We start from the raw sequence: 25,053 nt of genomic DNA on the forward strand, positions 1-25,053 counted from the left end.
GACCGGGACGCTACATATTCCGCCGATACTCCCCACCCACATCATAAAGCGCATGGCTGATCTGCCCCAGGCTATGCGTCTTCACCGCCTCCATCAGCGCCTCGAACACATTCCTGCGTTCCCGCGCCGTCTTCTGCAGATAGCCCAGGCCATGCCCGTCATGCGGCTCGGTCGCCGCCGCGGCATCGTCCTCCACCACGTGCGCATGCTCGGTCTCCCCGACCGGCGCCAGCACGTTGCGGGCCGTCTGCCACAGGCGCACGTTCTCGATCTGCTGCCCCTTCTCTTCTTCCGTTGAGCGGATCAGCTCGATCTCGGTGGTCACTTCGCCCGCGTGCTCCTTCGGCAGGAAGGTGTTCACGCCCACCAGCGGCAGGCTGCCGTCGTGCTTCTTGTGCTCGTAGTACAGGCTCTCTTCCTGGATCTTGCCGCGCTGGTACATGGTGTCCATGGCGCCCAGCACGCCGCCGCGCTCGCTGATGGCTTCGAACTCCTTGTACACGGCCTCTTCCACGATGTCGGTCAGGTAATCCACCGCGAAGCTGCCCTGCCAGGGGTTCTCGATGAAGTTCAGCCCCAACTCCTTGTTGATGATCATCTGGATGGCCACGGCGCGGCGCACGCTCTCTTCGGTCGGCGTGGTGATGGCTTCGTCGTAGGCGTTGGTGTGCAGCGAGTTGGCGTTGTCGAACAGCGCGTACAGCGCCTGCAGCGTGGTGCGGATGTCGTTGAACTGGATCTCCTGCGCGTGCAGGCTCCGGCCGCTGGTCTGGATGTGGTACTTCATCATCTGGCTGCGTTCGTTGGCGCCGTAGCGCTCGCGCATGGCGCGCGCCCAGATGCGGCGGGCCACGCGGCCGATGACGGTGTACTCGGGGTCCATGCCGTTGGAGAAGAAGAACGACAGGTTGGGCGCGAAGTCGTCGATCTTCATGCCGCGGGCGAGGTAGTACTCGACGATGGTGAAGCCGTTCGACAGCGTAAAGGCGAGCTGGCTGATCGGGTTCGCGCCGGCCTCGGCGATGTGGTAGCCGGAGATCGACACGGAATAGAAGTTGCGCACGCCGTTGTCGACGAAGTACTGCTGGATGTCGCCCATCATGCGCAGGGCGAATTCGGTGCTGAAGATGCAGGTGTTCTGGGCCTGGTCTTCTTTCAGGATGTCGGCCTGCACGGTGCCGCGCACGGTCTTGAGGGTCTCGGCCTTGATGCGGGCATAGGTCTCGGCATCCACCATCTGGTCGCCGGACACGCCCAGGAGGCCCAGGCCCAGGCCGTCGTTGGTCGGCGGCAGCTCGCCGTGGTAGCGCGGGCGCTCGCGCCCTTCGAACAGTTCGTCCAGCTTCGCCTGCGCCTGCTGCCAGCGGGCATCGTCGGCCTTCAGGTACTTCTCCACCTGCTGGTCCACGGCGCAGTTCATGAACATCGCCAGGATCATCGGCGCGGGGCCGTTGATGGTCATCGAGACGCTGGTGGTGGGCGCGCACAGGTCGAAGCCGGAGTACAGCTTCTTCATGTCGTCCAGCGTGGGGATGTTGACGCCGGAGTTGCCGATCTTGCCGTAGATGTCCGGGCGCGGCGCGGGGTCCTCGCCGTACAGGGTGACGCTGTCGAACGCGGTGGACAGGCGCGCGGCGGGCTGGCCGACCGAGAGGTAATGGAAGCGGCGGTTGGTGCGCTCGGGCGTGCCTTCGCCGGCGAACATGCGGATCGGGTCCTCGCCGGTGCGGCGGTACGGGTACACGCCGCCGGTGTAGGGATAGCTGCCCGGCAGGTTCTCCTTGCCGAGGAAGGTCAGCAGCTCGCCCCAGCTCCGGTACGTGGGCGCGGCGATCTTCGGCACCTTCTGGTGGCTCAAGGATTCGCGGTAGTTCTCCACGCGGATGGTCTTGCCGCGCACCTGGTACTCGTTCACCTCGTCGGTGATCAACTTGAGCCGCTGCGGCCACTCGCGCAGGTTGCGCAGGTTCTCGCTGGTCAGCGACTGCACGGCGTCGTTGTAGCGCTGGCGGAGCGTCGACAGCGAGCGGTCGCCTTCGACGGTCAGGTCTTCGCCGTTGAAGAGGTCCAGCGCCTTCGGCAGCCTGTCATCGCCCAGTTCCTTCAGCGACTGCCAGAACGACTGCGCGCGGTCGGCGGCCTCGGCCTGCTTCTCGATCGAGGCGTTGATCGCCCGGCCCTGTTCGGCGATCTCGGCGAGGTAGCGGATGCGGCTGCCCGGGATCAGCACGGTCGCGCGCGGCTCGCGCAGCGAGGTGTCGATGTCCGGCTGGAAGCTGCAGCGCGCGGTGGCGCCGGCCTCGGCCAGCGCGGGCACCTTCTCCCGTAGCAGCCGGCACAGGTTGGCGAACATCCAGCTGACGCCGGGGTCGTTGAACTGCGAGGCAATCGTCGGGTAGACCGGCACGTCTTCGTCCGCGGTCTGGAAGGCCACGCGGTTGCGCTTCCACTGCTTGCGGATGTCGCGCAGGGCGTCTTCGGCGCCGCGCTTGTCGTACTTGTTGAGCACGATCAGCTCGGCATAGTCGATCATGTCGATCTTCTCGAGCTGGCTGGCCGCGCCGTAGTCGCTGGTCATGACGTACATCGGGAAGTCGACCAGGTCGACGATCTCCGAGTCCGACTGGCCGATGCCGGCGGTCTCCACGATCACCAGGTCGTAGCCCAGGCCCTTCAGGAAGCCGATGCAGTCTTTCAGCACGGCATTGGTCGCCACGTTCTGGCGGCGCGTGGCCATGGAGCGCATGTACACGCGGTGGCTGCGCAGCGAGTTCATGCGGATGCGGTCGCCCAGCAGCGCGCCACCAGTGCGGCGGCGGGTTGGGTCGACCGAGATCACGGCGATGCGCATCTCGGCGAAGCTGGCGAGGAAGCGGTTCAGCAGCTCGTCGGTCACGGACGACTTGCCGGCGCCGCCGGTGCCGGTGATGCCGATGACCGGCGTCGGGCCGGCGTGCCCGGCCGCGCCCGCTGCCCACTGCTTGCGCAGCATGGCGAGTTCGGACTCGGAATACCCACCGTCTTCCAGCGCCGACAGCACGCGACCAATCGCGATCTCGTCCGTCAGCTCGGGGCGCGTGCTCGCGGGCTCGCGCGCCTGCGCGGCCGCAGCATCGCGGGCGCCGGACACACGCGCCACCACGTCCTCGATCATCTCCACCAGGCCCAGCTTCATGCCGTCGTTGGGGTGGTAGATGCGCTCGACGCCGTAGGCCTCGAGCTCGCGGATCTCCTCCGGGGTGATCGTGCCGCCGCCGCCGCCGACCACGCGGATGTGCGGGGCACCGCGCTCGCGCAGCATGTCGACCATGTACTTCATGTACTCGACATGCCCGCCCTGGTAGCTCGACAGCGCGATGCCGTCGGCGTCCTCCTGCAGCGCGGCGCGCACCACGTCCTCCACCGAGCGGTTGTGGCCGAGGTGGATGACCTCCGCGCCCTGGGCCTGGATCAGCCGCCGCATGATGTTGATGGCGGCGTCGTGGCCGTCGAACAGGCTGGCCGCGGTGACAAAGCGCAGCGGGGTGGCGGCGTCGCGGGCGGCAACGGGGGTCTGGGGGGCGGGAACGCTCATCGGGAACCGTCTTGATCGAAGGAAAACGGTTCGATTGTAGCCGCGCGGGGCCGCGCCCCGCCCCTGCGCCGGCGTACGGCGGCACGGGGCGCGCGGGGCGCGCGGTCAGCCCAGGGCGTCGGCCAGAGCGCCGAGTTCCTCTTCCATCTGCTCCAGCAGCCCATGGATGCGCCGCAGGCGCTCGCGGTCGGGCGAGGCGCCGTCGAGCAGCTGTGCCAGCCGGCGCAGGCGCTCGGCCTGTTCGCGCGCATCCCAGCGCAGCATCGGAATGTCCGGCTCCGCGACGGTCTGGCCGGGCGCGCGCAGGCGGGCCGCGCCGGAGAGATAGCGCTCCAGCACCATGCGCAGGCGCCGTGCGAGTTCGAAGTCGCGGCCGCTCCACGGCAGCGAGGTCGCGCGCACGTCTTCCTCCCAGGCGTCGAAGCTGGCGCGCGGACCGATGCGAGTGCCGTCGGGATCGATCTGGAACGGCGCGTCGGGCCGGCCCGCCCAGCGCACGGTTTCGCGCTGCTCGCGGCGGAACAGCAGCAGCCAGTCGCCGGCGCCCTGCCCCAGCGGCGCGGCGAGCAGGCCGCAGGCGGCCTGCGGGGCGTCCGCATGCCAGTCGCCGCCGCGCGCGGTGGCCGCGGTGCCGCGATGGCCCTGGGTGCCGGCCCAGGCGATGGCGTTGGCGAGGCTCTGGCTGTCCGGGGTGTCGCCGTGCACGTGCCAGGCGCCGTCCAGGCAAAGCGCCAGGCCATCGGCGTCCACCGAGCCCAGCGCCAGGTCCATCATCCCCGACAGCACGGCCCTCGGGTCTTGGGCGCGGTGGAGGCGGCCTTCCAGCGCGTCGCGGCGGCTGCGGCGCGAGGCCTCGGCGCGGGCGCGGCCGCGCAGCTCGTGCGCGTCGAGGATCATCGACGCGTGCCGGCCGACCATCTCCAGCGCGGTGCGCTGGCGGGCGTCGACGGGGCGCGGCGTGCCGTGGTGGCAGGCCACCAGGCCCCACAGGTGGCCGTCGACCACCAGCGAGATCGACATCGACGCGGCCACGCCCATGTTGCGCAGGTACTGCAGGTGCACCGGCGACACCGCGCGCAGCACGTCGAAGCTCATGTCCACCGGGCCATCGAGCTCGGGCGACTGCATCAGCGGCTGGGGCTCGGCGTCGACGTCGGCGATCACGCGCACGCGGTTGCGCAGGTACAGCGCGCGCGCCTGCGGCGGGATGTCGGAGGCGGGATAGCGCAGGCCGTCGTACGAGGCCAGCTCGCCGGCCAGCGCTTCGGCCACCACCTCGCCGCTGTAGTCGGGCAGGAAGCGGTAGACCATCACCCGGTCGTAGCCGGAGATGCGCTGCACCTGGCGGGCGATGCTGGGCAGGAAGTCGGTGCCGTCGGCCGCGGCGTCGAGGCCGGCGACCATGGCGTGGCCGCCTTCCAGCGGCTGGCCGAGGCCGGAGGGCTCCAGTTCGACGTGGACCAGGTCGCCGGACGCGTGCGCGGAGACGTCGTGCAGCGTGCCCATCGGGCCGACGTTGGTGGCGCAGGCGAACTGCGACGCGCCCTGCTCGCCGCGCGCGAGGACGCGGTTGATCGCCGCCAGCGAGGCGCGGTCGAGCAGCGCTTCGATCGGCTGGTGCATCAGCGCGTCCATGTCGCCGGTGTCGAACAGCGCCACGGCGTTCGCGGAGGCGGCGACGATGCGCAGGTCGCGGGCGTGGTAGACCATCAGCACGCCCGGCGGCTGCACCGCGCCGATGACGTGGATCGGCTCGCGCGCGCAGGCGGCGAGGGCGTGTTCGAACAGGGCGGGGTCTGGCGTCATGCCGGGGCTCCTCCAGGGGCAAGGCGCGAATGCACGATGGCGAAGCCGTCGCGCGCGCCGGAAGTCGCTGCCCCCGCGTCGCCTTCCGGCAGCGCGTCGAGCAGGCGCACGAAGCGACCCCAGCGGGGCGGGTCGGACGTGATGTGGCCGAGGAAGCGGCGGGCGCCGCGCACTTCGGCGTGTTCCTCCGCCAGGCCGGCGGCGTGGCGGGACAGCAGCCGCGCGCCGAGCGCGGAACCTTCGATCACGTAGCAGCCGCCGAGCCAGTGCGGCCAGCTGGCCGACGACGGCGCGGCGGTGGGCGTGGTGGCGACGTCGAGCGCGGCGCAGTCCGCGCGCAGGCAGTCGAGGCGCTGGCCGTCATCCCAGTCGGTCTTCGCACGCGGCCAGTCGGGGCGATCGCCGTGCGCGAGCCACTCGGCCAGCGGCAGCAGCGCGCCCAGGTAGCGGCGATAGTCATGCAGGTCACGCAGGCCCACCGGCAACAGCGCATCCAGGGCGTCGTGCGTGCCGCGCGTTGCGAGGCGGACCTGGGCGAGTACGCCACGGTCCGCGGAGCCCCTGGCGGCAGCTGCTGTGTGTATCGGCATCCGGATCCAATGGCGGCGACGGCCGCCTGCGAGTCCGCATTCAAGCATCCCCACCACGCTTTCACCACCTGCGGCGACTGAACCCGTTCATGTTCATTCGTCGAGCCCCGCCACGACGCGATCGCGGCGCTGTTCACGCGACGCCGCGGTCGCGTGCAGGCCGATGCGCGCGCCGCTGCGACGCTTGCCGAGCACGGTGGCGACCAGCGCGGCGACGGTCGCGGGATCGTCGTCGAAGCCGCCGTGCGTGCTGGCGCGCGCCGCGCCGGCATCGCCCAGCGGATGGTCGTTGGGCGACTGCACCCAGTCCAGGCGGCCGTTCGCGATCGCCTTGTGCACGCGCTCGTATCCCCATGCCTGGTCGGCGGGTTCGGCGGCCTGGATGAAGCGCGCCATGCCGGCCAGCGGCGTGCCCTGGCGCAGGCGGCGGTCGATCCAGTTGCGCGGCTGCCGCTCGAACGCGCGCGCCACCAGGTACAGCAGCGACTTGTTGTAGATGCGCAGGCAGTGGTCGTCCTGCTCGGCGGCGTCGGTGAGCGTGAACAGCGCGGCGCGCTCGACCGCGCGCGATTCGATCGCCGGCATGCAGGCCTGGATGAAGGTGTCCATGTCGATGGCCGGCGCCCACAGGCTCAGGCTCGCCACGCGGCCGCCCATGCCGAGCATGCCGTGCGCCGGACCGCCGATGACCTGGCCGGGACGCGTCAGCAGCTGCAGCAGCGGCGCCATCAGGATCGAGCCGGCGCTGTGCGCGGCGAGGTGGATCTCGACGTCGGGGTCCTCTCGCCGCCATTCGTCGACCAGGCGCGCGACCTGGGCCGCGCCGCCGTTCTCGACGAGGCCGCCGCCGACCGCCGCCGACACCGCGGTGGTGGCCAGCGTCGCGTTCTCCTTCATCTCGTCCCACATCGCCTTGCCGCCGATCGCCCGTGCCAGCGGCTCGATGGTGTCGTCGATGCGGTCGAGCAGCAGGTCCTTCGCCTTGTCGACCACGCCCTCGGTGCGCGGGCGCGCGGCGTCCTTGAGGATGTTGCCGAGCGTGGTCCAGAGGTCGGTCTTCCAGACGAAGCACAGCGGGTAGATATGCTGCGCCAGCATGGTCTGGCGGAAGTCGGCCACGCGCTGGATGGCGGCGTCCTCGCCCACCAGGCCACCGTGGGCGTACAGCAGCACGCGCTTTTTCTTCCAGCCGGCGGTGATCGCGCGCATGTCGCGGCGCACGAGGTTGCGCACGTCGTCCTTCGTGCAGGCGAAGCGGCCCTCGCAGCGCAGCGCGCCGTTGTTGCCGAGGCTGACGACGTGCGGACGCAGGTCGGCCTGCGAGTAGCCGACCGACTGCCGCCCCAGCGGCGAATTGCTGACCGCCGCGGAACTGGCGCGCTCGAGCTCGACCGGCACCGCCAGTCGCGCCACCCAGACGTCGGTGCCGCGCTCGAGCCATTCGTCGTAGCTCAGCCAGCCGTAGCCGTGCTGGCCCCAGGCCTCGCCCCAGGAGTTCTGCAGCCAGAAGCCGCCGCGGTCGTAGCCGACGATGGCGTAGGCATGCCAGCCGATCGCCGGCTGCTGCGCCCAGCGGATGCGGCCGCTCGCGGCGGGCGCGTCCCAGCCTTCGTGCACGGCCGACGAGGCGTAGAGCACGCCGGTCTCGGCGAAGGCGGCGTGCATCGCCACCAGGTCCTTGTGGTTGACGCGGGCGTAGGCACCCAGCGGATTGCGCAGGGCGTCGCGGGCGCGCTCGTCGGTGTAGGGCTCGAGCGCGAGGCCCGGGACATAGGGCCACAGCGCTTCGGAGCAGACGCCGTGGCGGTGCCAGGCCTTCATCGCGCCGCGGCAGCTGGAGCCGGAGTAGCCCTCGCCTTCCCATTCGTCGTAGCGGCGCGCCATGTCGTAGAACATGCGCGTGCTGACCGGCGTGGTGTCGGGCTGCGGGCGGCGCCGGCGCAGCAGGGCGTGCGCGACGGTGGCCAGGCCGAAGGCGGTGCAGGCGCCGTCGCTGCCCTGGTCGAGCACCGGCACGCCCTGTGCGAGGAAGTGTTCGAGCGGCGACTCGGTCGGCACGTCGACCAGGGTCGGCTCGAACATGCGGTCGCGGAAGTCGGCGGTGTCGGGCCGCGCGTCGAAGACGCGGCGGACGCCGGTGTCGAGGCCGGCGATCGCCGGCGGTGCAGCGGATACGGTCACGGCCATGCCACGCCCCTCCCAGTCACCCGCATCCCCCCTTCCCTGTAGGAGCAGCTATAGCGGCGACCACACACGGCCGCAAGCCCCGGCGCGCCCCGCCCGGGGCCAGGCGGGACGATGGCCCGGGATCGCAGATGCCGGATGCCGGATGCCGGATGCCGGGGGGGTGTTCGTCGCGGGATGCGGTCGCAGCTGTAGCTGCTCCTACAATGGTGGGGTCGGGAGAATGGGGAACGGGACTTGATCAGCAGGGCGCGACGCATCGTGCTGTGGGGAGGCTTTTCGCTGCTCATGCTGGTCGGCAGCGGGCTCCTGCTGGCCGACCACCTCACGCCGCCCAATACCGGCCGGCCCTCCTACGCCCTGCCCGTCGCCGACGACCACACCGCGCTCGACCGCGAGCTCGGCCCGCTGCTGGCGCGCAACCCTGGCCAGACCGGCGCCATCACCCTGGTCGACGGCATCGATGCCTTCGCCGCGCGCGCGATGTCGGCGCGCCAGGCCGGGCGCAGCCTCGACCTGCAGTACTACATCTGGCACGACGACCTCACCGGCCGCCTGCTGGCGCGCGAAGCCTGGCTGGCCGCCGAGCGCGGCGTGCGCGTGCGCCTGCTGCTGGACGACATCAACGCCGGCGGCAAGGACACGCCGCTGCTCGTGCTCGACGGCCATCCCGACATCGAAGTGCGGCTGTACAACCCCTTCCGCAACCGCGACGGCATCGCGCGGCTGCTGGAGATGCTGCAGCGCGGCTTCAGCCTCAACCACCGCATGCACAACAAGGCCTGGATCGCCGACGGCCGGGTGGCGATCGTGGGCGGGCGCAACGTCGGCCTGGAGTACTTCGGCGCCTCGGACGCCAGCAACTTCCACGACCTCGACCTGCTGCTGTTCGGGCCCGAGGTGGAGCGCGCCAGCGCGATCTTCGACGCGTTCTGGAACAGCGAGGCGGTGGTGCCGCTGTCCGACCTGGGCACGCTGGGGCTGGACGACATCCGCGCCACGGTCGAGGCGATCGGCAGCGAGGCGCGCTCGGCGGAGGCGCGCCGCTACATGGAGCGGGTCGAGGGTTCGCCGACGGTGCGCGCCTACCTGCAGCAGTCGCTGGCGCCGCACTGGAGCGACCGCATCCGCGTGGTGTCCGACCCGCCGCTGAAGCGACCGGGCGACGACACCGGCGACTGGCTGGTCGGCCAGGTCGACCGGGCGCTGCGCGGCGCCCGCGAGGCGGCGCTGCTGGTATCGCCCTACTTCGTGCCCGGCGAGGACACCTCCGACCTGCTGGTGGCGCTGGCCGGCCGCGGCGTGCACGTGGGCGTGGTGACCAACTCGCTGGCCGCCAACGATGTGGCGGCGGTGCACGGCGGCTACTCGAAGTACCGCCGGGGGCTGCTCGAAGGCGGAGTGCACCTGTACGAGCTGCGGCCCGAGGCGGCCGGCGACGGCGAGGGCGGCGGCACCGGCCCGTCCAACGTCCGGCCGCGCACCGGGCCCGCCGGCAGCAGCGGCGCGAGCCTGCACACCAAGGCCTTCCTGGTGGATGCCAGCCGCGGGTTCATCGGCTCCTACAACCTCGACCCGCGCTCGGCGTACCTGAACACGGAGATGGGCGTGTTCTTCGACGACCCGGGCCTGGCCGCCGACCTGCGCGCGGAATACCTGCACCTGGCCGGCCCGGCGCTCAGCTGGAAGGTGGGGCTGGACGCGGACGGCGACCTGGCGTGGCTCGATGGCGCCGCCGAACCGCCGCGCCTGCTGCGCGCCGAGCCCGACGCCAGCCGCTGGCGCCGCCTGCAGGCCTGGGCCTTCCGCCACCTGCCCCTCGAATCGCAGCTGTAGGAGCAGCTATAGCTGCGACCCGCCTCCCACTACCCGCCGTTCGCAGCTATAGCTGCTCCTACAGTCGTGCATTGGCGGCGGATGCTGCTTTGCAGCATGGCGCCGTACGGGCGGGCACGGGAAATCGAGTCGCGGGCGGCGTAGAATGCCGCGCCTGTCGCCCTCCCCGGACCCGTGTCCGGCGCTCCGGCGGCCGCACAACCAGCACCCCACCCAAACCAACGGCCGCTCCGCGCCCAGCGCGCGATCGTGAGCCGGCTGCGGAGTCCCGAATGATCTTCGAGCACCTGGATACCTACGGCCACGAGCAGGTCGTGTTCTGCCACAACAAGGACGCCGGCCTGAAGGCCATCATCGCGATCCACAACACCGTGCTGGGCCCGGCCCTGGGCGGCACCCGCATGTGGCCGTACAAGACCGAGCAGGACGCGCTCAACGACGTGCTGCGCCTGAGCCGCGGCATGACCTACAAGAACGCCGTGGCCGGCCTCGACATCGGCGGCGGCAAGGCCGTGATCATCGGCAACCCGGCCACCGACAAGTCCGAGGCGCTGTTCCGCGCGTTCGGCAAGGCCGTGCAGTCGCTGGGCGGCCGCTACATCACCGCCGAGGACGTCGGCATCGACGTCAACGACATGGAGCACGTCTACAAGGAGACCGAGTTCGTCACCGGCGTGCACCAGGTCCACGGCGGTTCGGGCGACCCGTCGCCGTTCACCGCCTACGGCTCGCTGCAGGGCCTGATGGCTGCGCTGAACGTGAAGTTCGGCAACGAGGAAGTGGGCAACTACAGCTATGCCGTGCAGGGCCTGGGCCACGTCGGCATGGAGTTCGTGAAGCTGCTCAAGGAGCGCGGGGCGAAGATCTTCGTGACCGACATCAATCAGCAGCTGGTCGACAAGGCCGTGGCCGAGTACGGCGCCGAGGCCGTGGGCCTGGACGAGATCTACGACGTCGACGCCGACGTGTACTCGCCCTGCGCGCTGGGCGGCACCGTGAACGAGGAGACCCTGCCGCGCCTGAAGGCCAAGGTGATCTGCGGTTCGGCCAACAACCAGCTGGCCACCAACGCGATCGGCGACGAGGTCGAGAAGCGCGGCATCCTGTACGCGCCCGACTACGCGGTGAACGCCGGCGGCGTGATGAACGTGGCGCTGGAGATGACCGGCTACAACCGCGAGCGCGCCATGCGCCAGATGCGCACGATCTACCACAACCTGACGCGCATCTTCGAGATCGCCCAGCGCGACGGCATCCCGACCTACAAGGCCGCCGACCGCATGGCCGAGGAGCGCATCGAGGTCATGGGCAAGCTGAAGCTGCCGATGGGCCGGACCACGCCGCGCTTCCACGGCCGCATCCGCGGCGGCGCCTGACATCGCGCCACGAGTGACACGACGACGGGGCCTGGCGCCCCGTCGTTGTTTGCGAAACACCGCGCCGCGCGCAGGACGCGCCGGCGCCAGGACCATGGAGTGACCCGAGATGCGCACCTTCCCGCTGGGTGAAGAACTCGACGCGCTGCGCGACGCCGTGCGCCGTTTCGCCGAGGCCGAGATCGCACCGATCGCCGAGGCCGTCGACCGCGACAACGCCTTCCCGCAGGACCTGTGGCCGAAGCTGGGCGAAATGGGCCTGCTGGGCCTGACCGTGCCGGGCGAATACGGCGGCAGCGAAATGGGCTACCTGGCCCACCTGGTGGCGATGGAGGAGATCTCGCGCGCCTCGGGCTCGATCGGCCTGAGCTACGGCGCGCACTCGAACCTCTGCGTCAACAACCTGCACCACAACGGCAGCGACGCCCAGCGCGCGAAGTACCTGCCGAAGCTGTGCAGCGGCGAGTGGAAGGGCGCGCTGGCGATGAGCGAGCCCGGCGCGGGCTCCGACGTGGTCGGCTCGATGGCCTGCCGCGCCGAACTCCGCGATGGCGCCTGGGTCGCCAACGGCAACAAGATGTGGATCACCAACGGCCCCGAGGCCGACGTGCTGATCGTGTACATGCGCACCGCGGGCAAGGAGACCGGCAGCCGCGGCATGACCGCCTTCATCGTCGAGCGCGGCATGAAGGGCTTCCGCACCGCGCAGAAGCTGGACAAGCTCGGCATGCGCGGCAGCAATACCTGCGAGCTGGTGTTCGAGGACTGCGAGATCCCGGCGGAGAACGTGCTGGGCGAGGTCAATCAGGGCGTCAAGGTGCTGATGTCGGGCCTGGACACCGAGCGCCTGGTGCTGAGCGGCGGGCCGATCGGCTTGATGCAGGCCGCGCTGGACGCCGCCCTGCCCTACGTGCGCGAGCGCAGGCAGTTCGACGCGGCCATCGGCACCTTCGGCCTGATGCAGGGCAAGATCGCCGACATGTACACCGCGCTGCAGTCGTCCCGCGCCTACGCCTACCAGGTGGCGCGCGACTACGACGCCGGCCACCGCTCGCGCATCGACCCGGCCAGCTGCCTGCTGCACGCGTCGGAAGCCGCGGTGCAGGTGGCGCTGGAGGGCATCCAGGCGCTGGGCGGCAACGGCTACATCAACGAATACCCGACCGGCCGCATCCTTCGCGACGCCAAGCTGTACGCGATCGGCGCCGGCACCAACGAGATCCGCCGCATGCTGATCGGCCGCGAGCTGTTCGAAGGCCGCGGCTGAGGCGTCCGCGGCGGATTCCTTCCGCCGCGGCGCCGACTTCTGCAGGAGCAGCTACAGCTGCGACCGGGTGTATCGCGATCCCCGGTCGCAGCTGTAGCTGCTCCTACAGGCGGGCGTTCAGAACCCCTGGACGAAGCGCAGCGACACCAGGCGGTCGCTGCCGCGCGGACCGAAGCGCTGGTCGTAGCCGAAGCCCACCACGGCATCGCGCGACACCCACGACTGCACGCCGAAGCCGAACGTGCCACCCGAACGCGTGGCGTCGTGGCCCGGCAGCGGCGCCCAGGCGTCCACGCCCACGAAGCCGGCCTGCAGGTCGAAGCCGCTGGCCGACAGCGTCTGCTGCCATTCGCCGTGGGCCTGCAGGCTCAGGCCCTTCCACTCGCGCTGGACGCGCACGCCGGCCAGGGCCTGGGTGCGTTCGGCCTCCCAGGCGTCGGCGCGCAGGCCGAAGCCGTCGGCCCCGCCTTCGCTGAAGCCGTCGCTGTCCAGGCGCACGTGCTCGGCGCCCAGGTACGGCGCCACGGCGAAGCCGGCGGCCCGGAAACGGTAACCGGCCTCGACGCTGGCGGTGGCGTAGTCGCCGGCATAGCGGCTGGCCACGCCGGACACGGCGTCGCCGGCGAACAGGCGGCGCTCGATGTCGCGCTCGAAGCGGCCGCTGCCCACCTGGCCGAGCAGCCAGGCGTCGCCCTGCACCCAGCCGGCATAGGCCGTGCCGGAGGTCTGGCGGTCATGCGACCGGTCGCCCAGGCCGGCCACGCGCCCGTGCGCGCGGGACTCGCCGAAGGCGAAGCCGGCCACGCGACCCTGGCCGAGCGCGGCGTCGCTGCCGATCATCCAGCCGTCGACGGAGAACCCGTTGCCGACGAACCCGCCCTCGCCGCCGCCGCCCAGGCTGCGCTTCCACACGCCGGCGCCATGGGTGCCGCCGTCGAAGGCATCGAAGCGCGACGACAGCGCGCGCCGGCCCATGTCGATGGTGTCGAGCGTCATCGCCACCGAGGCAGCGTGGAGCTCGCCGGACAGGCTCGAGAGCGCCTGCGCGGCGCGCGCCTGGCTGTCGACCTGCTGCAGCGCGCCGGCCACCCGGATGAAGCCGCTGGCCACCGCGGTGCCGTCCTCGGGCTGGTGGCGGTCGAGCACCTGGAAGGCGCGCTCGACGCGTTCGGCCGACGCCAGCGCCGCCGGCGTGAAGCCGCCCATCAACGCGACCGTCGCGCTCACGTCCAGGCGCACGATGTCGAGCCACAGGATGTCGTCGCCATAGCGCAGCGTGCCCTGCAGGAACAGGCCGCTGCCCCAGGTGAGGTCGTCGAACCTGCCGGTCAGGCCGCCGCCGGCGGTGACCAGGTCCTGGCGGCGCTCCGCGGTGTAGCCCGGCTTGACGCCGGCCACGTGCAGGTCGCCGCCCTGGATGTCGACGCGGCCGTCCACGTCCAGGCGCTGGCCGAGCTCGAAGGCGAGCGTGGCACCGTCGCGGTGCAGGTAGTCGCCGCCGAGGAGGGTGGCGGTCTGGGTCGCGCCGTCGGCGGTGCCGCGCACGTCCACGCGGCCGGCATTGTCGACGTCGCCCTCGACGGCCGTGCCGAAGCCGAACCGTGCGCCCGCATCCACGCGCACGTCGCCGGCCACGTCGCCGTCCACGTCCAGGCGGCCGCCGATCACGCGGAGGCCGCCGGCGTTGCCGGCATCGCCCTCGAGCACCAGGGTGCCGGTGCCGCGCTTGACCACGCGGCCATCGCCGGAGAGGTCGTTGCCCCAGGTCGAGGTGCCGCCGTTGAAGCCGACGTCGAGGTCGCCCCAGTCCAGGCGCGACGGGCCGAGCACCGCGCTGCCGACGTCCAGCGCGCCATGGCCGAACACCGCGTCGACGCCGGGTGCGCCGAGGTCGGTGGCGGTGCCGAGCAGGGTCTGGCGCACGGCGTCGTTGTCGAAGTACGGGAAGGCTTCCCACACCAGGGCCGCGGCGCCGGAGACCAGCGGGGCGGCCAGCGAGGTGCCGGTCCAGCGCCAGTAGTCGGGGGCGTCCGGCGGATCGTCGGTGCCGGTCACCACCACCGACCCGGGCGCCACGATGCAGTAGTCCATGGCGATGCCGCAGGCGTTGGAGTAGTCGGCCAGTTGGGTCGGGTCGTCGCGGTCCAGCGCCGACACCGCGATCCACCCGCGCTCCAGCTCCGCTGCCGGCAGGCTGCCGTTGGGGCCGGACTGGCTGGGCAGCGCCGCCATGTCGGAGGGATCGTCGAAGCCGGAGTTGCCGTTGGCGAACACCACCAGGCCGTCGTTGTCGAGGATGAAGCGCCGGTACTCCGATGCGATGCCCGAGGTGGCGTTGGGGTTGGTCCAGTACAGGCCACCCCAGGAATTGTTCATGATGCGGACGTCGCGCGCGATCAGGTCGTCGTGGATGCCGGCCAGTCCCAGCGGGCCGTCGACCTCGTTGCCCTCGCCCGAGCCGTCGTCCTCGGGCGGTTCGTCGTTGATGATGCGCGCCGAGACGATCCCGGCGCCCGGCGCGATGCCGCCGGGCCAGTTGCCGAAAGGCTGGCCGGCCGCGGCCTGCGCCACGGCGGTGCCGTGGCCGACGACGTCGTCGACCGACAGGTTGTTGCCGTTGCCGCTGATGTAGGTGAGGTTGTCGACCACGCGGTCGCCGAAGGCGGGGTGGTCGCGGTTCACGCCGCTGTCGACGATGCCGATCCGATAGCCGGCGCCGGTCAGGCCGGCGGCGTGCGCGGCGGCGGTGTTGGTCTGCGCGATGTGGCCGCTGTAGGCGGGATCGGGCGTGCCGACCACCGGCGGCGGCGGGGCCGGGGGGGGCGCCAGCGGCGGCGGGTCGGGCCGGAGGTTGCCCCCGCCTCCACCGCCGCCTCCGCAGGCGGCGAGGATGGCCGTGGCGAGCGCGGCGAACGGCAGGGACAGCGGCATCCTGCGGCGGTGTGTGGTCGTGGACATGTCCGTCTCTCCCCGAGCGGTTGGCAAGCAGTGGACTGATTACGGGAAAACGCGCGGCGGGCCAAGTGGGGAGGCCCGCAACCGGGCACTGTGTCCCGGACGAACGGCCGATGGCGGACCCATGCTGCAGTGCGATAATGGCCGGACATATCCATCGGAGCTCCACCATGACCGACGTCGTCATCGTCGGTGCCAAGCGCACCGCCATCGGTTCCATGCTCGGCCAGTTCACCGGCGTGCCCACCCCGACCCTCGGCGCCGCGGCGATCGGAGGCGCGCTGGCCCACGGTGGCGTGGCCGCCGACCAGGTCGACGAAGTGGTCATGGGCTGCGTGCTGCCGGCCGGCCTCGGCCAGGCCCCGGCGCGGCAGGCGTCGCGCGCGGCCGGGATCCCCGACGCCGCGGGCGCCACGACCATCAACAAGGTCTGCGGCTCGGGCATGAAAGCGATCATGCTGGCGCACGACATCATCAAGGCCGGCTCGGCGAAGGTGGTGGTGGCCGGCGGCATGGAGTCGATGACCAATGCGCCGCACCTGCTCAACGGCTCGCGCACCGGCATCCGCTACGGCAGCGCGGAGTTCCTCGACCACATGGCCTTCGACGGCCTGACCAATCCCTACGACGGCAAGGCCATGGGCGTGTTCGGCGACGCCACCTGCGCGCAGTACGCCATGGGCCGCGAGGAGGTCGACGCGTTCTCGGCCGAGAGCGCGCGCCGCGCGCAGGCCGCGATCGCCGACGGCGCGTTCAGGGACGAGATCGTCCCGGTGACCGTGAAGGGCCGCAAGGGCGAGACCGTGGTCGACACCGACGAGGAGCCCGGCAGGATCGCCCTCGACCGCATCCCGACGCTGCGCGCGGCCTTCGGCAAGGACGGCGTGCTGACCGCCGCGTCCTCGTCGAAGATCTCCGACGGCGCCGCCGCGGCGGTGGTGATGTCGGCCGACGAGGCGCAGGCGCGGGGCGTGAAGCCGCTCGCGCGCATCGTCGCCCACGCCACCCATGCGCAGGCGCCGGAGTGGTTCACCACGGCGCCGGTGAAGGCGATGGCGAACGTGCTGGAAAAGGCCGGATGGGCCGTGGACGACGTTGACCTGTTCGAGGTCAACGAGGCCTTCGCGGTGGTGGCGATGGCGCCGATGAAGGACCTCGGCATCCCGCACGACAGGCTCAACGTCAACGGCGGCGCGGTCGCGCTCGGCCATCCGATCGGCGCCAGCGGCGCACGCCTGGTGGTGACCCTGCTGCACGCGCTCCAGGCGCGCGGTGGAAAGCGCGGCGTGGCTTCGCTGTGCATCGGCGGCGGCGAAGCGACCGCGATCGCGATCGAACTGGCCTGAACGGTTGACGCGGCCTTGACGGCGCCGGTTCAAACTGGCGCTTGACAGCCGTCCGGGGCTTGCCCTCATGATATGCGGCGCACTTCCGTGCGTTCTCCAAATTCCACGACGAGGAAAAGCAACAATGAGCATGAACAAGCTGCTGATCGCGCTGGCGCTGGGCCTGGGCCTGGCCGCCTGCTCGAACCAGGAACAGGCCAACAACGCCGCCGCCGACGCCGCCGAGGCCGCTGACCAGGCCGCCGCCGACGCCGCGCTGGCCGGCACCACCGCCGCCGACTCGGCCGCCGACAGCGCCGAAGCCGCTGCCGACGCCGCCGCCGACGCTGCGGCCGACGCCGCTGCCGCCGTCGAAGGCTCGGCCGAAGCCGCTGCCGCCGACGTGGCGCAGGACGCCGCCGACGCTGCCGAGGACGCTGCCGACGCCGCCGAAGAGGCTGCCGACGAGGCCGTCGAGCAGTAATCACTGCTCGGCACCATCGGATGTAAAACCGGAAAGCCGCTGGATCTCCAGCGGCTTTTCCGTATCTACTGCCAACCGGGCCGCGACGCGGTTCCACCCACAGAGAGGATCGACACCATGAAGATCAAGACCGCCCTGCTCGCCACCGCCTGCGTCTTCGCGCTGGCCGCCTGCCAGAACGACGCCACCAGCGAGCAGCACGCCGCCGAGGCCGATGCCGCGCTGGAGCGTGCCGGCGATTCCGCCCAGGACGCCGCCATTGCCACCGGTGACGCCGTCGAAGCCGGTGCCGATGCCGCCGCCGCCGCGACCCGCGACGCCGCCGCCGAAGCCGAGGCCGCTGCCGCCGAAGCCGCCGCCAACGTCGAGGCCGCCGCCGAGAACGCCAGCGAGGAAGCCCGCGCCGCCGCCGCCGAGGCCGAAGCCGCCACCCGCGAGGCGACCTCCAACGCGCTCGAGAACGCCTCCGACGCCGCCGACGCGGCTGCTGAAGACGTCCGCAACTGATCCATGCGACACCCCGACGGTCCGCCACGGCGGGCCGTCGGTTCCACGCGCCACCATCGCGCCATCGGGAGGACCGATCCATGGACATCCGCTCGCTGCTGCTCCTGCTGCCACTGGGCATCGCCCTGGCCGCATGCACGAACCACGAGCCCGTCGCCGACGGCGATGATGGCGATGACCGCGCCACGGTGCCCGCCGACGCCACCGGCGGCGACGACCCGGCCGACGCCACCGGCATCGCCACGGGCGCTCCAACACCCGCCACGGCCGGCACGACCACGGCCGGCGCCAGCGGCCCCGCCGTCGCAGGCGGCCGCCACGCCGCCGAAGCCGAGACCGTCGCCATCGACGCCACCGGGCAGGACGCCACCGACTCCGCCGCCGCCGAAGTGGCCGGCGCCGAGGGCGCGACCCGCGACGACAACTCCAACCAGTACGAACGCGCGCCGGTCGCGAGCGACGCGGTCGAAGCCGGCTACAACGACGACGACAGGGACGGCGGCGACTGATCGCACTGCGGGTATGCTGGGCGGCCCTGAAGCCGCTCCGGTCCACGCATGCCCGCACTGAAGTCCAGCCTCGATCCACGCTCGCAGGAGTTCCAGGACAACGTCGCCTTCCACCGCGCGCTGGTGGACGAGCTCGACGCGCGGCTGGCGCGGGCCGCGGACGGCGGCGGCGACAAGGCCCGCGAAAAGCACGTCGCGCGCGGCAAGCTGCTGGCGCGCGAGCGCATCGCCGCCCTGCTCGACCCCGGTTCGCCCTTCCTCGAGATCGCGCCGCTGGCGGCCGAGGAGATGTACGACGGCGCCGCGCCCGCGGCCGGCATGGTCTGCGGCATCGGCCGGGTGATGGGCATCGAGGTGGTGGTCGTGGCCAACGACGCCACGGTCAAGGGCGGCACCTACTTCCCGATGACGGTGAAGAAGCACCTGCGCGCGCAGGACGTGGCGCGCGAGAACAACCTGCCCTGCGTGTACCTCGTCGACTCCGGCGGCGCCTTCCTGCCGCTGCAGGACGAGGTGTTCCCCGACCGCGAGCACTTCGGCCGCATCTTCTACAACCAGGCGCGGATGTCGGCCGAGAACATCCCGCAGGTCGCGGTGGTGATGGGCAGCTGCACCGCCGGCGGCGCCTACGTGCCGGCGATGTGCGACGAGTCGGTGATCGTCAAGGAACAGGGCACGATCTTCCTCGGCGGCCCGCCGCTGGTGAAGGCCGCGACCGGCGAAGTCGTGGATGCCGAATCACTGGGCGGTGCCGATGTGCACACCGCGGTCTCCGGCGTCGCCGACCATTTCGCCGAGGACGACCGGCATGCGCTGCAGATCGCGCGCGACATCGTCGGCGGCTTCAACCGCCGCAAGGTGCTGCCGGTGGCCACGCGCCCGGTGGTCGAACCGCTTTTCGCGGCGGAAGAGCTATACGGCATCGTGCCGAAGGACACGCGGCGCCCCTTCGACATCCGCGAGGTGATCGCGCGCATCGTCGACGGCAGCGACTTCCAGGAGTTCAAGGCGCGCTACGGCAAGACGCTCGTGACCGGCTTCGCGCACCTGCACGGCTACCCGGTCGGTATCGTCGCCAACAACGGCATCCTGTTCGGCGAGAGCGCGCTCAAGGGCGCGCACTTCATCGAGCTGTGCAACCAGCGCGGCATCCCGCTGGTTTTTCTGCAGAACATCACCGGCTTCATGGTGGGTCGGAAGTACGAGAACGGCGGCATCGCCAAGGACGGGGCGAAGATGGTCACCGCCGTGGCCTGCTCGAGCGTGCCGAAGTTCACCGTGGTCATCGGCGGCAGTTTCGGCGCCGGCAACTACGCGATGTGCGGCCGCGCCTATGGCGCCCGCTTCCTGTGGATGTGGCCGAACGCGCGCATCAGCGTGATGGGCGGCGAGCAGGCGGCGAGCGTGCTGGCGACGGTGAAGCGCGACGGCATCGAGGCCCGCGGCGGCGACTGGAGCGCCGGCGAGGAAGAAGCCTTCAAGGCCCCGATCCGCGAGCAGTACGAACACCAGGGCAGCCCGTGGTATTCGACCGCCCGCCTCTGGGACGACGGCATCATCGATCCCGCCGACACCCGGCGGGTGCTGGGCCTGGGCATCTCCGCCTCGCTGAACGCGCCCATCGAGCCGGCACGCTTCGGCGTTTTCCGGATGTAGGGGAGCCGCGGGATTCATCCGTAAGTCATTGTCAGACTTCGAATTTGGTGAGCCGCGTCACAGTCATGTGAAGACGCGCGCGTGCTATCGTCGGCCTCCCCCGATCCCCCGCCCGCTCCGAGGAATACCGCCCCATGTCCATCTTCCCGCAAGGCTCCGCCAAGAAAGACCTGCCCTTCAAGGACTCCGCCGCCCCCGCGCGCGACCAGGGCCCGGCGGTCGCCTCGTTCGAACCCGCCGAAGCCCCGTTCCCGGCCACCCAGCGCCAGGCGGCGCCCGCGGCCCCGCAGGCCCGTGAATCCGTGATCGCGTCCGACCTCACCATCGAAGGCAAGATTTCCGGCAGCGGGCACGTCCGCATCGCCGGCAAGTTCAAGGGCGACGTCAACGTCGAGGGCGACCTGACCATCGATGGCGGCGCCCGCCTCAACGGCGGCGTGCGCGCCAAGCGCGTGACCGTGGCCGGCGAGCTGGAAGGCAACATCGAATCCGCCGAGCGCGTCGACCTGCAGCCCTCCGCGGTGCTGGTCGGCGACGTCAAGGCCGGCACCCTGACCGTCGCCGCCGGCTCGCGCATCCGTGGCCACGTCGAGTGCGGCTGGGATGACGCCGCTGCCGCCAAGGGCAAGGACGACAAGGCGCAGAAGGACAGCAAGGACAAGGCCGGCCTCGACGTCGTCCAGTGAGCCAGCGCCCGGGCCAGGCCGGCGCCCCGCGCGCCGGCCCCCACTGCAAGACCACCATCCTGGAAAGCGCGACGGTCTGCCCGTCGTGCCGCCACTACCTGCGCTTCGACGACAAGGCGCAGGCGGTCGAGACCACCCGTGCACTGCAGGTCGAGGGCGAGATCCGGCATCCAGCCGAAGGCGGCGCCTGGGAATACTCGGTGGTGCTGACCATCCGCGACGACGACGGCCAAGAGGTCTCCCACCAGGTGGTGGGCGTCGGCGCGATCCATCCGGGCGATGCGCGTACGTTCACCCTCGCCGTGGAGCTCACCCCCACCAGCGACATGCGCCGCATGCCGAAGCGCCCGAACTCCCGCTCACGCCACTAGCCCTGGCGCGCCCATGCCCTGCAGGAGCAGCTATCGCTGCGACCCGCACGCATGTTTCCTGTAGGAGCAGCTATAGCTGCGACCCGTCCCTCCGGTCGCAGCTATAGCTGCTCCTACATGCATGTTGTCCGGTTGTCCGGTAGTGCGGCGGCGCTCAGTCGCAGCCGTTGCAGCCGCCGCAGCCCCTGCCGCCGCCCGCCACGGGCGGCGCGATCCTGAGCCCCAGCGCGCGCATCCACGCCGGGCGGCCGTCGCGCACCAGCGGTACCGCCAGCGCCACGCGCAGACGCCGCGCGGCGCCCGGGAACTGCCGCCGCAGCACCATCCACGCGCTGAGCGCGACCACCGCCGCGATCACCGCGTACTGCAGCGCAAGCCCCATCAGCCCGCCCCCAGCGCCTTCGCGACCTGGTAGGTGACCAGCGACGCCAGATAGGCCAGGCCGAACAGCCCCAGCGCATTGGCCGCCATCAGCCTCCACGAGCCGGTCTCGCGCCGGATCGCCGCCCAGGTGGCGATGCACTGCGGCGCGTAGATGAACCAGACCAGCAGCGACAGCCCCGTCGCCAGCGACCAGCCGTCGCTGATGATCGGCAGCAGCGCCTGGCTCGCCGCCTCGTCGTCCACGGCCGACAGCGCATAGACGGTCGCCAGCGACGACACCGCCACCTCGCGCGCCGCGAGCCCCGGGATCAGCGCGATGCAGATCTGCCAGTTGAAGCCGACCGGGGCGAACACCGCCGCCAGCGCGTGGCCGATGCGGCCGGCGAAGCTGTAGTCGATCGCCGGCCCCACCGCGTCCGCCGGCGCCGCCGGGAAGCTCAGCAGCACCCACAGCAGCACGGTGAGCGCGAAGATGATGCCGCCCACGCGGCGGAGGAAGATCATGCCGCGCTCGTACAGCCCGATCGCGAGGTCGCGCGGGTGCGGCACGCGGTAGGACGGCAGCTCCAGCAGCAGCGGGTGCTCGCTGCGGTCGCGGCGCCAGCGCTTCATCGCCCACGACACCGCCAGCGCGCTGGCGATGCCGGCCATGTAAAGCCCGAACAGCACCAGGCCCTGCAGGTTGAAGCCGCCGGCCACGGTGCGCGCGGGGATGAAGGCGCCGATCAGCAGCGCGTACACCGGCAGCCGCGCCGAACAGGTCATCAGCGGCGCGACCATGATCGTGGCGAGTCGGTCGCGCGGGTCCTGGATCGAGCGCGTGGACATGATGCCGGGCACCGCGCAGGCGAAGCTCGACAGCAGCGGGATGAAGGAGCGCCCCGACAGTCCCGCTGCCGCCATCATGCGATCCAGCAGGAAGGCCGCCCTCGGCAGGTAGCCCGACTCCTCCAGCGCGAGGATGAAGGCGAACAGCACCAGGATCTGCGGCAGGAACACCACCACCCCGCCGAGGCCGGCGATGATGCCGTCGACGACGAGGCTCCGCAGCGGACCGTCGGGCATCGCCGAGCCCACCGTTTCGCCCAGCCAGGCCGTGCCGGCCTCGATCAGGTCCATCACCGGCGTCGCCCAGGCGTAGACCGCCTGGAAGATCAGGAACATCACCCCCGCCAGCGTCAGCAGCCCGAACACCGGGTGCAGCAGCCAGCGGTCGAGCGCGTCGTCGACGCGCGCGGTGCGCGTGGGCATGGTCACCGCGAGCGCGAGCAGGCGGCGGGTTTCGGCGTGGAGCACGTCGTCGCCATCGAGGCGCCTGGCCGGCGGCCGCGGCGCCGCGGCCATGGCCTCGATGCCTTCGACCAGCGCCGCCGCGCCGTCATGGCGCACCGCCACCGTCTCCACCACCGGCACGCCCAGCTCGGCCTCCAGGATCGCGCGGTCGACGCGGATGCCGCGGCGCTCCGCGACGTCGACCATGTTCAACGCCAGCACCATCGGCACGCCGAGCTCGCGCACTTCCAGCGCGAAGCGCAGGTGGAGGCGCAGGTTGGTGGCATCGACCACGCAGACGATGACGTCCGGCGCCGGCTCGCCGGGATAGAAGCCGCGGCAGAGATCGCGGGTGATCGCCTCGTCCAGGCTCGAGGGCACCAGGCTGTAGGCGCCCGGCAGGTCGAGCACGGCATAGCTGCGGCCCGAGGGCGCCAGCAGCCGGCCCTCCTTGCGCTCGACCGTGACGCCGGCGTAGTTCGCCACCTTCTGACGGCTGCCGGTCAGCTGGTTGAACAGTGCGGTCTTGCCGCAGTTGGGGTTGCCGACCAGGGCCAGGCGCACGAGCGGAGCGGTGGTCCCGCTCATGCGGCGGCACCTCCGGCCGGGCGGTCCGCGGCGCCAGCGGCGGGCGCGGCGTTCGCCGCCTCGCCGGGCGACGCCAGCAGGACGCGCGCGGCCTCCTCGCGCCGCAGCGCGAAGCGGGTGTAGCCGACCTGCACCAGCAGCGGCTCGGCGCCGAAGGGACCGGCGGCGGTCACCTGCACGTCCTCCCCGGCGACGAAGCCGAGTTCGCGCAGCCGGCGGGCGATGGGGTCGTTCTCCGAGCGCGCCTCGACGCGCTCGACCACGCCGCGGACGCGGCGGGGAAGTTCGGAAAGCCTCACGGGCGCATCCATTTGGGAATGGTTCTCATTATAGGGCCGTACGGGCCGACGGCTATCATTCCGCCTCCCCATTTTCGAGGCCTTCCCATGTCGGCAAACCTCACGGTGGCCCGCGAGGGCGCGGTCGCGCGCTTGCGCCTGGACCGCCCCGCCCTGCACAACGCCTTCGACGACGCCCTGATCGCGGGGCTGACCGACGCCCTGCAGGCGCTGGGCCGCGACCCGGGCGTGCGCGCGGTGGTGCTGGAGGGCGCCGGCGCCTCGTTCTCGGCCGGCGCCGACCTCAACTGGATGCGCGGCATGGCCGCCGCCAGCGAGGACACCAACCGCGAGGACTCGCTGCGCCTGGCGCGGCTGATGCGCACCCTGGACGAGCTGCCAAAGCCGACCATCGCCCGCGTGCAGGGCGCGGCCTTCGGCGGCGGCGTCGGACTGGTGGCCTGCTGCGACATCGCGATCGCGGCGCAGGAGGCGAAGTTCGGCCTCACCGAGAGCCGCCTGGGCCTGCTGCCGGCGGTGATCTCGCCCTACGTCATCAGCGCCATTGGCGCCCGCAACGCCCGCCGCTACTTCGCCACTGCGGAAATCTTCGACGCCGCCGAGGCGCTGCGCATCGGCCTGCTGCACCAGGTGGTGCCGGCCGACGGACTCGACGCCGCGGTGGACCGCCAGCTCGCCCTGCTGCTGAAGGCCGCACCCTTCGCCGCGTCCGACGCCAAGCGACTGGTCCGCGAAACCGCCGCCGCCACCGACCGCGACCGCCTCGACCAGGACAACGCCGCCCTCATCGCCGCCCTGCGCGTCTCCCCCGAAGGCCAGGAAGGCCTGGGCGCCTTCCTCGACAAGCGCCCGGCTTCGTGGATGGAGTAAAACAAACAGCACTTGCCACGGATGACGCGGATGGACGCGGATTTGCACGGATAAAGCAAAGGCAGGACTGGATGGAGAGCCATGCATGGATGCGGCAACTGGTTCACTCGTGCTTCGGGACCTGAGCGATCGGGTGATCGGAGCGTTCTTCGATACCTACAACGAACTTGAATACGGGTTCCTGGAAAGCGTTTACGAGAACGCGCTGGCCGTGCGGCTCGGCGAATGCGGGCTCCAGGTGGAACGCCAGGTCCCCATCGAGGTCCGTTTCCATGGACAGGTGGTGGGCCAGTTCCGCGCCGACATGCTGGTGGAAGGACGCCTGCTCATCGAGATCAAGGCAGGCTCGCAGATTGCCGTCGCCCATGAGGCACAGCTGCTCAACTACCTGAAGGCCACAGGCATCCGCCTGGGATTGCTCTTCAACTTCGGTCCCCGTCCAGACTTCAGACGCCGCGTTTTCTCTTAGACTCCCCTGCTTTATCCGTGTAAATCCGCGTCCATCCGCGTCATC

20 protein-coding genes are annotated in these 25,053 nt (G+C 71.3%); 12 read left to right on the plus strand and 8 right to left on the minus strand.

The genetic code is table 11. From position 1 onward, the window contains the following. Nucleotides 1-10 precede the first annotated feature (10 nt). The 4 genes from H9645_RS02655 to H9645_RS02670 all read right to left on the minus strand — a co-directional run bounded on the left by H9645_RS02655 (nucleotide 11) and on the right by H9645_RS02670 (nucleotide 8,157). Nucleotides 11-3,574, minus strand: coding sequence for a methylmalonyl-CoA mutase family protein (locus H9645_RS02655; RefSeq protein WP_191728167.1), 3,564 nt, complete (start codon nucleotides 3,572-3,574; stop codon nucleotides 11-13). 105 nt (nucleotides 3,575-3,679) lie between these two features. After that, a complete protein-coding gene (locus tag H9645_RS02660) occupies nucleotides 3,680-5,380 on the minus strand; it encodes a GAF domain-containing protein (RefSeq protein WP_191728168.1) in 1,701 nt (566 codons plus the stop codon). Then, entirely contained in the window at nucleotides 5,377-5,970 is a 594-nt protein-coding gene (locus H9645_RS02665; RefSeq protein WP_191728169.1) for a biliverdin-producing heme oxygenase, read from the minus strand. The genes H9645_RS02660 and H9645_RS02665 overlap by 4 nt, the downstream gene beginning before the upstream one ends. A gap of 93 nt (nucleotides 5,971-6,063) precedes the next feature. Continuing rightward, nucleotides 6,064-8,157: a C1 family peptidase gene (locus H9645_RS02670; protein WP_191728170.1), complete on the minus strand. Its 2,094-nt coding sequence runs from the start codon at nucleotides 8,155-8,157 to the stop codon at nucleotides 6,064-6,066. A 234-nt stretch (nucleotides 8,158-8,391) separates the two neighbouring features. On the opposite strand from H9645_RS02670, the gene H9645_RS02675 reads away from it, so the two are divergent. From H9645_RS02675 to H9645_RS02685, 3 genes are all read left to right on the plus strand, one after another. Next, complete coding sequence (locus H9645_RS02675; RefSeq protein WP_425490184.1) at nucleotides 8,392-9,990, plus strand: phospholipase D family protein; 1,599 nt, start codon at nucleotides 8,392-8,394, stop codon at nucleotides 9,988-9,990. Between the two features lie 272 nt (nucleotides 9,991-10,262). Then, nucleotides 10,263-11,366 carry a Glu/Leu/Phe/Val dehydrogenase gene (locus tag H9645_RS02680; RefSeq protein WP_191728171.1) on the plus strand — a complete coding sequence of 368 codons (1,104 nt, stop codon included), beginning with the start codon at nucleotides 10,263-10,265 and terminating at the stop codon, nucleotides 11,364-11,366. 109 nt (nucleotides 11,367-11,475) lie between these two features. Next, nucleotides 11,476-12,633: an isovaleryl-CoA dehydrogenase gene (locus H9645_RS02685; RefSeq protein ID WP_191728172.1), complete on the plus strand. Its 1,158-nt coding sequence runs from the start codon at nucleotides 11,476-11,478 to the stop codon at nucleotides 12,631-12,633. Nucleotides 12,634-12,750: 117 nt separating this feature from the next. On the opposite strand, the gene H9645_RS02690 is transcribed toward H9645_RS02685, so the two are convergent. Next, nucleotides 12,751-15,591 (minus strand): autotransporter serine protease, encoded by a 2,841-nt coding sequence (locus tag H9645_RS02690; protein ID WP_225217919.1) that lies wholly within the window; start codon nucleotides 15,589-15,591, stop codon nucleotides 12,751-12,753. 167 nt (nucleotides 15,592-15,758) lie between these two features. Here H9645_RS02690 and H9645_RS02695 point away from each other — a divergent pair, with 167 nt between their 5' ends. The 7 genes from H9645_RS02695 to H9645_RS02725 all read left to right on the plus strand — a co-directional run bounded on the left by H9645_RS02695 (nucleotide 15,759) and on the right by H9645_RS02725 (nucleotide 21,126). Beyond that, the gene (locus tag H9645_RS02695) at nucleotides 15,759-16,934 is read left to right on the plus strand and encodes a thiolase family protein (RefSeq protein ID WP_191728173.1); all 1,176 of its coding nucleotides are present in this window, start codon (nucleotides 15,759-15,761) and stop codon (nucleotides 16,932-16,934) included. 124 nt (nucleotides 16,935-17,058) lie between these two features. Then, a complete protein-coding gene (locus H9645_RS02700) occupies nucleotides 17,059-17,397 on the plus strand; it encodes a hypothetical protein (RefSeq protein ID WP_191728174.1) in 339 nt (112 codons plus the stop codon). Nucleotides 17,398-17,514: 117 nt separating this feature from the next. After that, the gene (locus tag H9645_RS14280; RefSeq protein ID WP_191728175.1) at nucleotides 17,515-17,904 is read left to right on the plus strand and encodes a hypothetical protein; all 390 of its coding nucleotides are present in this window, start codon (nucleotides 17,515-17,517) and stop codon (nucleotides 17,902-17,904) included. 80 nt (nucleotides 17,905-17,984) lie between these two features. Next, nucleotides 17,985-18,413 (plus strand): hypothetical protein, encoded by a 429-nt coding sequence (locus H9645_RS02710; protein ID WP_191728176.1) that lies wholly within the window; start codon nucleotides 17,985-17,987, stop codon nucleotides 18,411-18,413. Between the two features lie 48 nt (nucleotides 18,414-18,461). Beyond that, nucleotides 18,462-20,069, plus strand: coding sequence for a carboxyl transferase domain-containing protein (locus tag H9645_RS02715; RefSeq protein WP_191728177.1), 1,608 nt, complete (start codon nucleotides 18,462-18,464; stop codon nucleotides 20,067-20,069). A 134-nt stretch (nucleotides 20,070-20,203) separates the two neighbouring features. Then, on the plus strand, nucleotides 20,204-20,755 hold the full coding sequence (locus H9645_RS02720; RefSeq protein ID WP_191728178.1) for a bactofilin family protein: 552 nt from the start codon (nucleotides 20,204-20,206) through the stop codon (nucleotides 20,753-20,755). Further along, nucleotides 20,752-21,126, plus strand: coding sequence for a hypothetical protein (locus H9645_RS02725; protein WP_191728179.1), 375 nt, complete (start codon nucleotides 20,752-20,754; stop codon nucleotides 21,124-21,126). Before H9645_RS02720 ends, H9645_RS02725 begins: the two co-directional genes overlap by 4 nt. A 154-nt stretch (nucleotides 21,127-21,280) precedes the next feature. On the opposite strand, the gene H9645_RS02730 is transcribed toward H9645_RS02725, so the two are convergent. From H9645_RS02730 to H9645_RS02740, 3 genes are read right to left on the minus strand one after another with little or no spacing between them, the layout of a single operon-like run. Next, a complete protein-coding gene (locus H9645_RS02730) occupies nucleotides 21,281-21,508 on the minus strand; it encodes a DUF6587 family protein (protein ID WP_191728180.1) in 228 nt (75 codons plus the stop codon). Beyond that, nucleotides 21,508-23,370 (minus strand): ferrous iron transporter B, encoded by a 1,863-nt coding sequence (gene feoB, locus H9645_RS02735; protein WP_191728181.1) that lies wholly within the window; start codon nucleotides 23,368-23,370, stop codon nucleotides 21,508-21,510. The genes H9645_RS02730 and feoB overlap by 1 nt, the downstream gene beginning before the upstream one ends. Then, nucleotides 23,367-23,669, minus strand: coding sequence for a FeoA family protein (locus H9645_RS02740; protein WP_191728182.1), 303 nt, complete (start codon nucleotides 23,667-23,669; stop codon nucleotides 23,367-23,369). Before H9645_RS02740 ends, feoB begins: the two co-directional genes overlap by 4 nt. Nucleotides 23,670-23,756: 87 nt before the next feature. Between H9645_RS02740 and H9645_RS02745 the strand changes: the two genes are divergently transcribed. Continuing rightward, nucleotides 23,757-24,539 carry an enoyl-CoA hydratase-related protein gene (locus H9645_RS02745; protein WP_191728183.1) on the plus strand — a complete coding sequence of 261 codons (783 nt, stop codon included), beginning with the start codon at nucleotides 23,757-23,759 and terminating at the stop codon, nucleotides 24,537-24,539. Nucleotides 24,540-24,624: 85 nt separating this feature from the next. Then, nucleotides 24,625-25,008: a GxxExxY protein gene (locus H9645_RS02750; RefSeq protein WP_191728184.1), complete on the plus strand. Its 384-nt coding sequence runs from the start codon at nucleotides 24,625-24,627 to the stop codon at nucleotides 25,006-25,008. Nucleotides 25,009-25,053: the final 45 nt, after the last annotated feature.

The sequence above is a fragment of the Luteimonas colneyensis genome, from assembly GCF_014836665.1.
Classification (GTDB): domain Bacteria; phylum Pseudomonadota; class Gammaproteobacteria; order Xanthomonadales; family Xanthomonadaceae; genus Luteimonas; species Luteimonas colneyensis.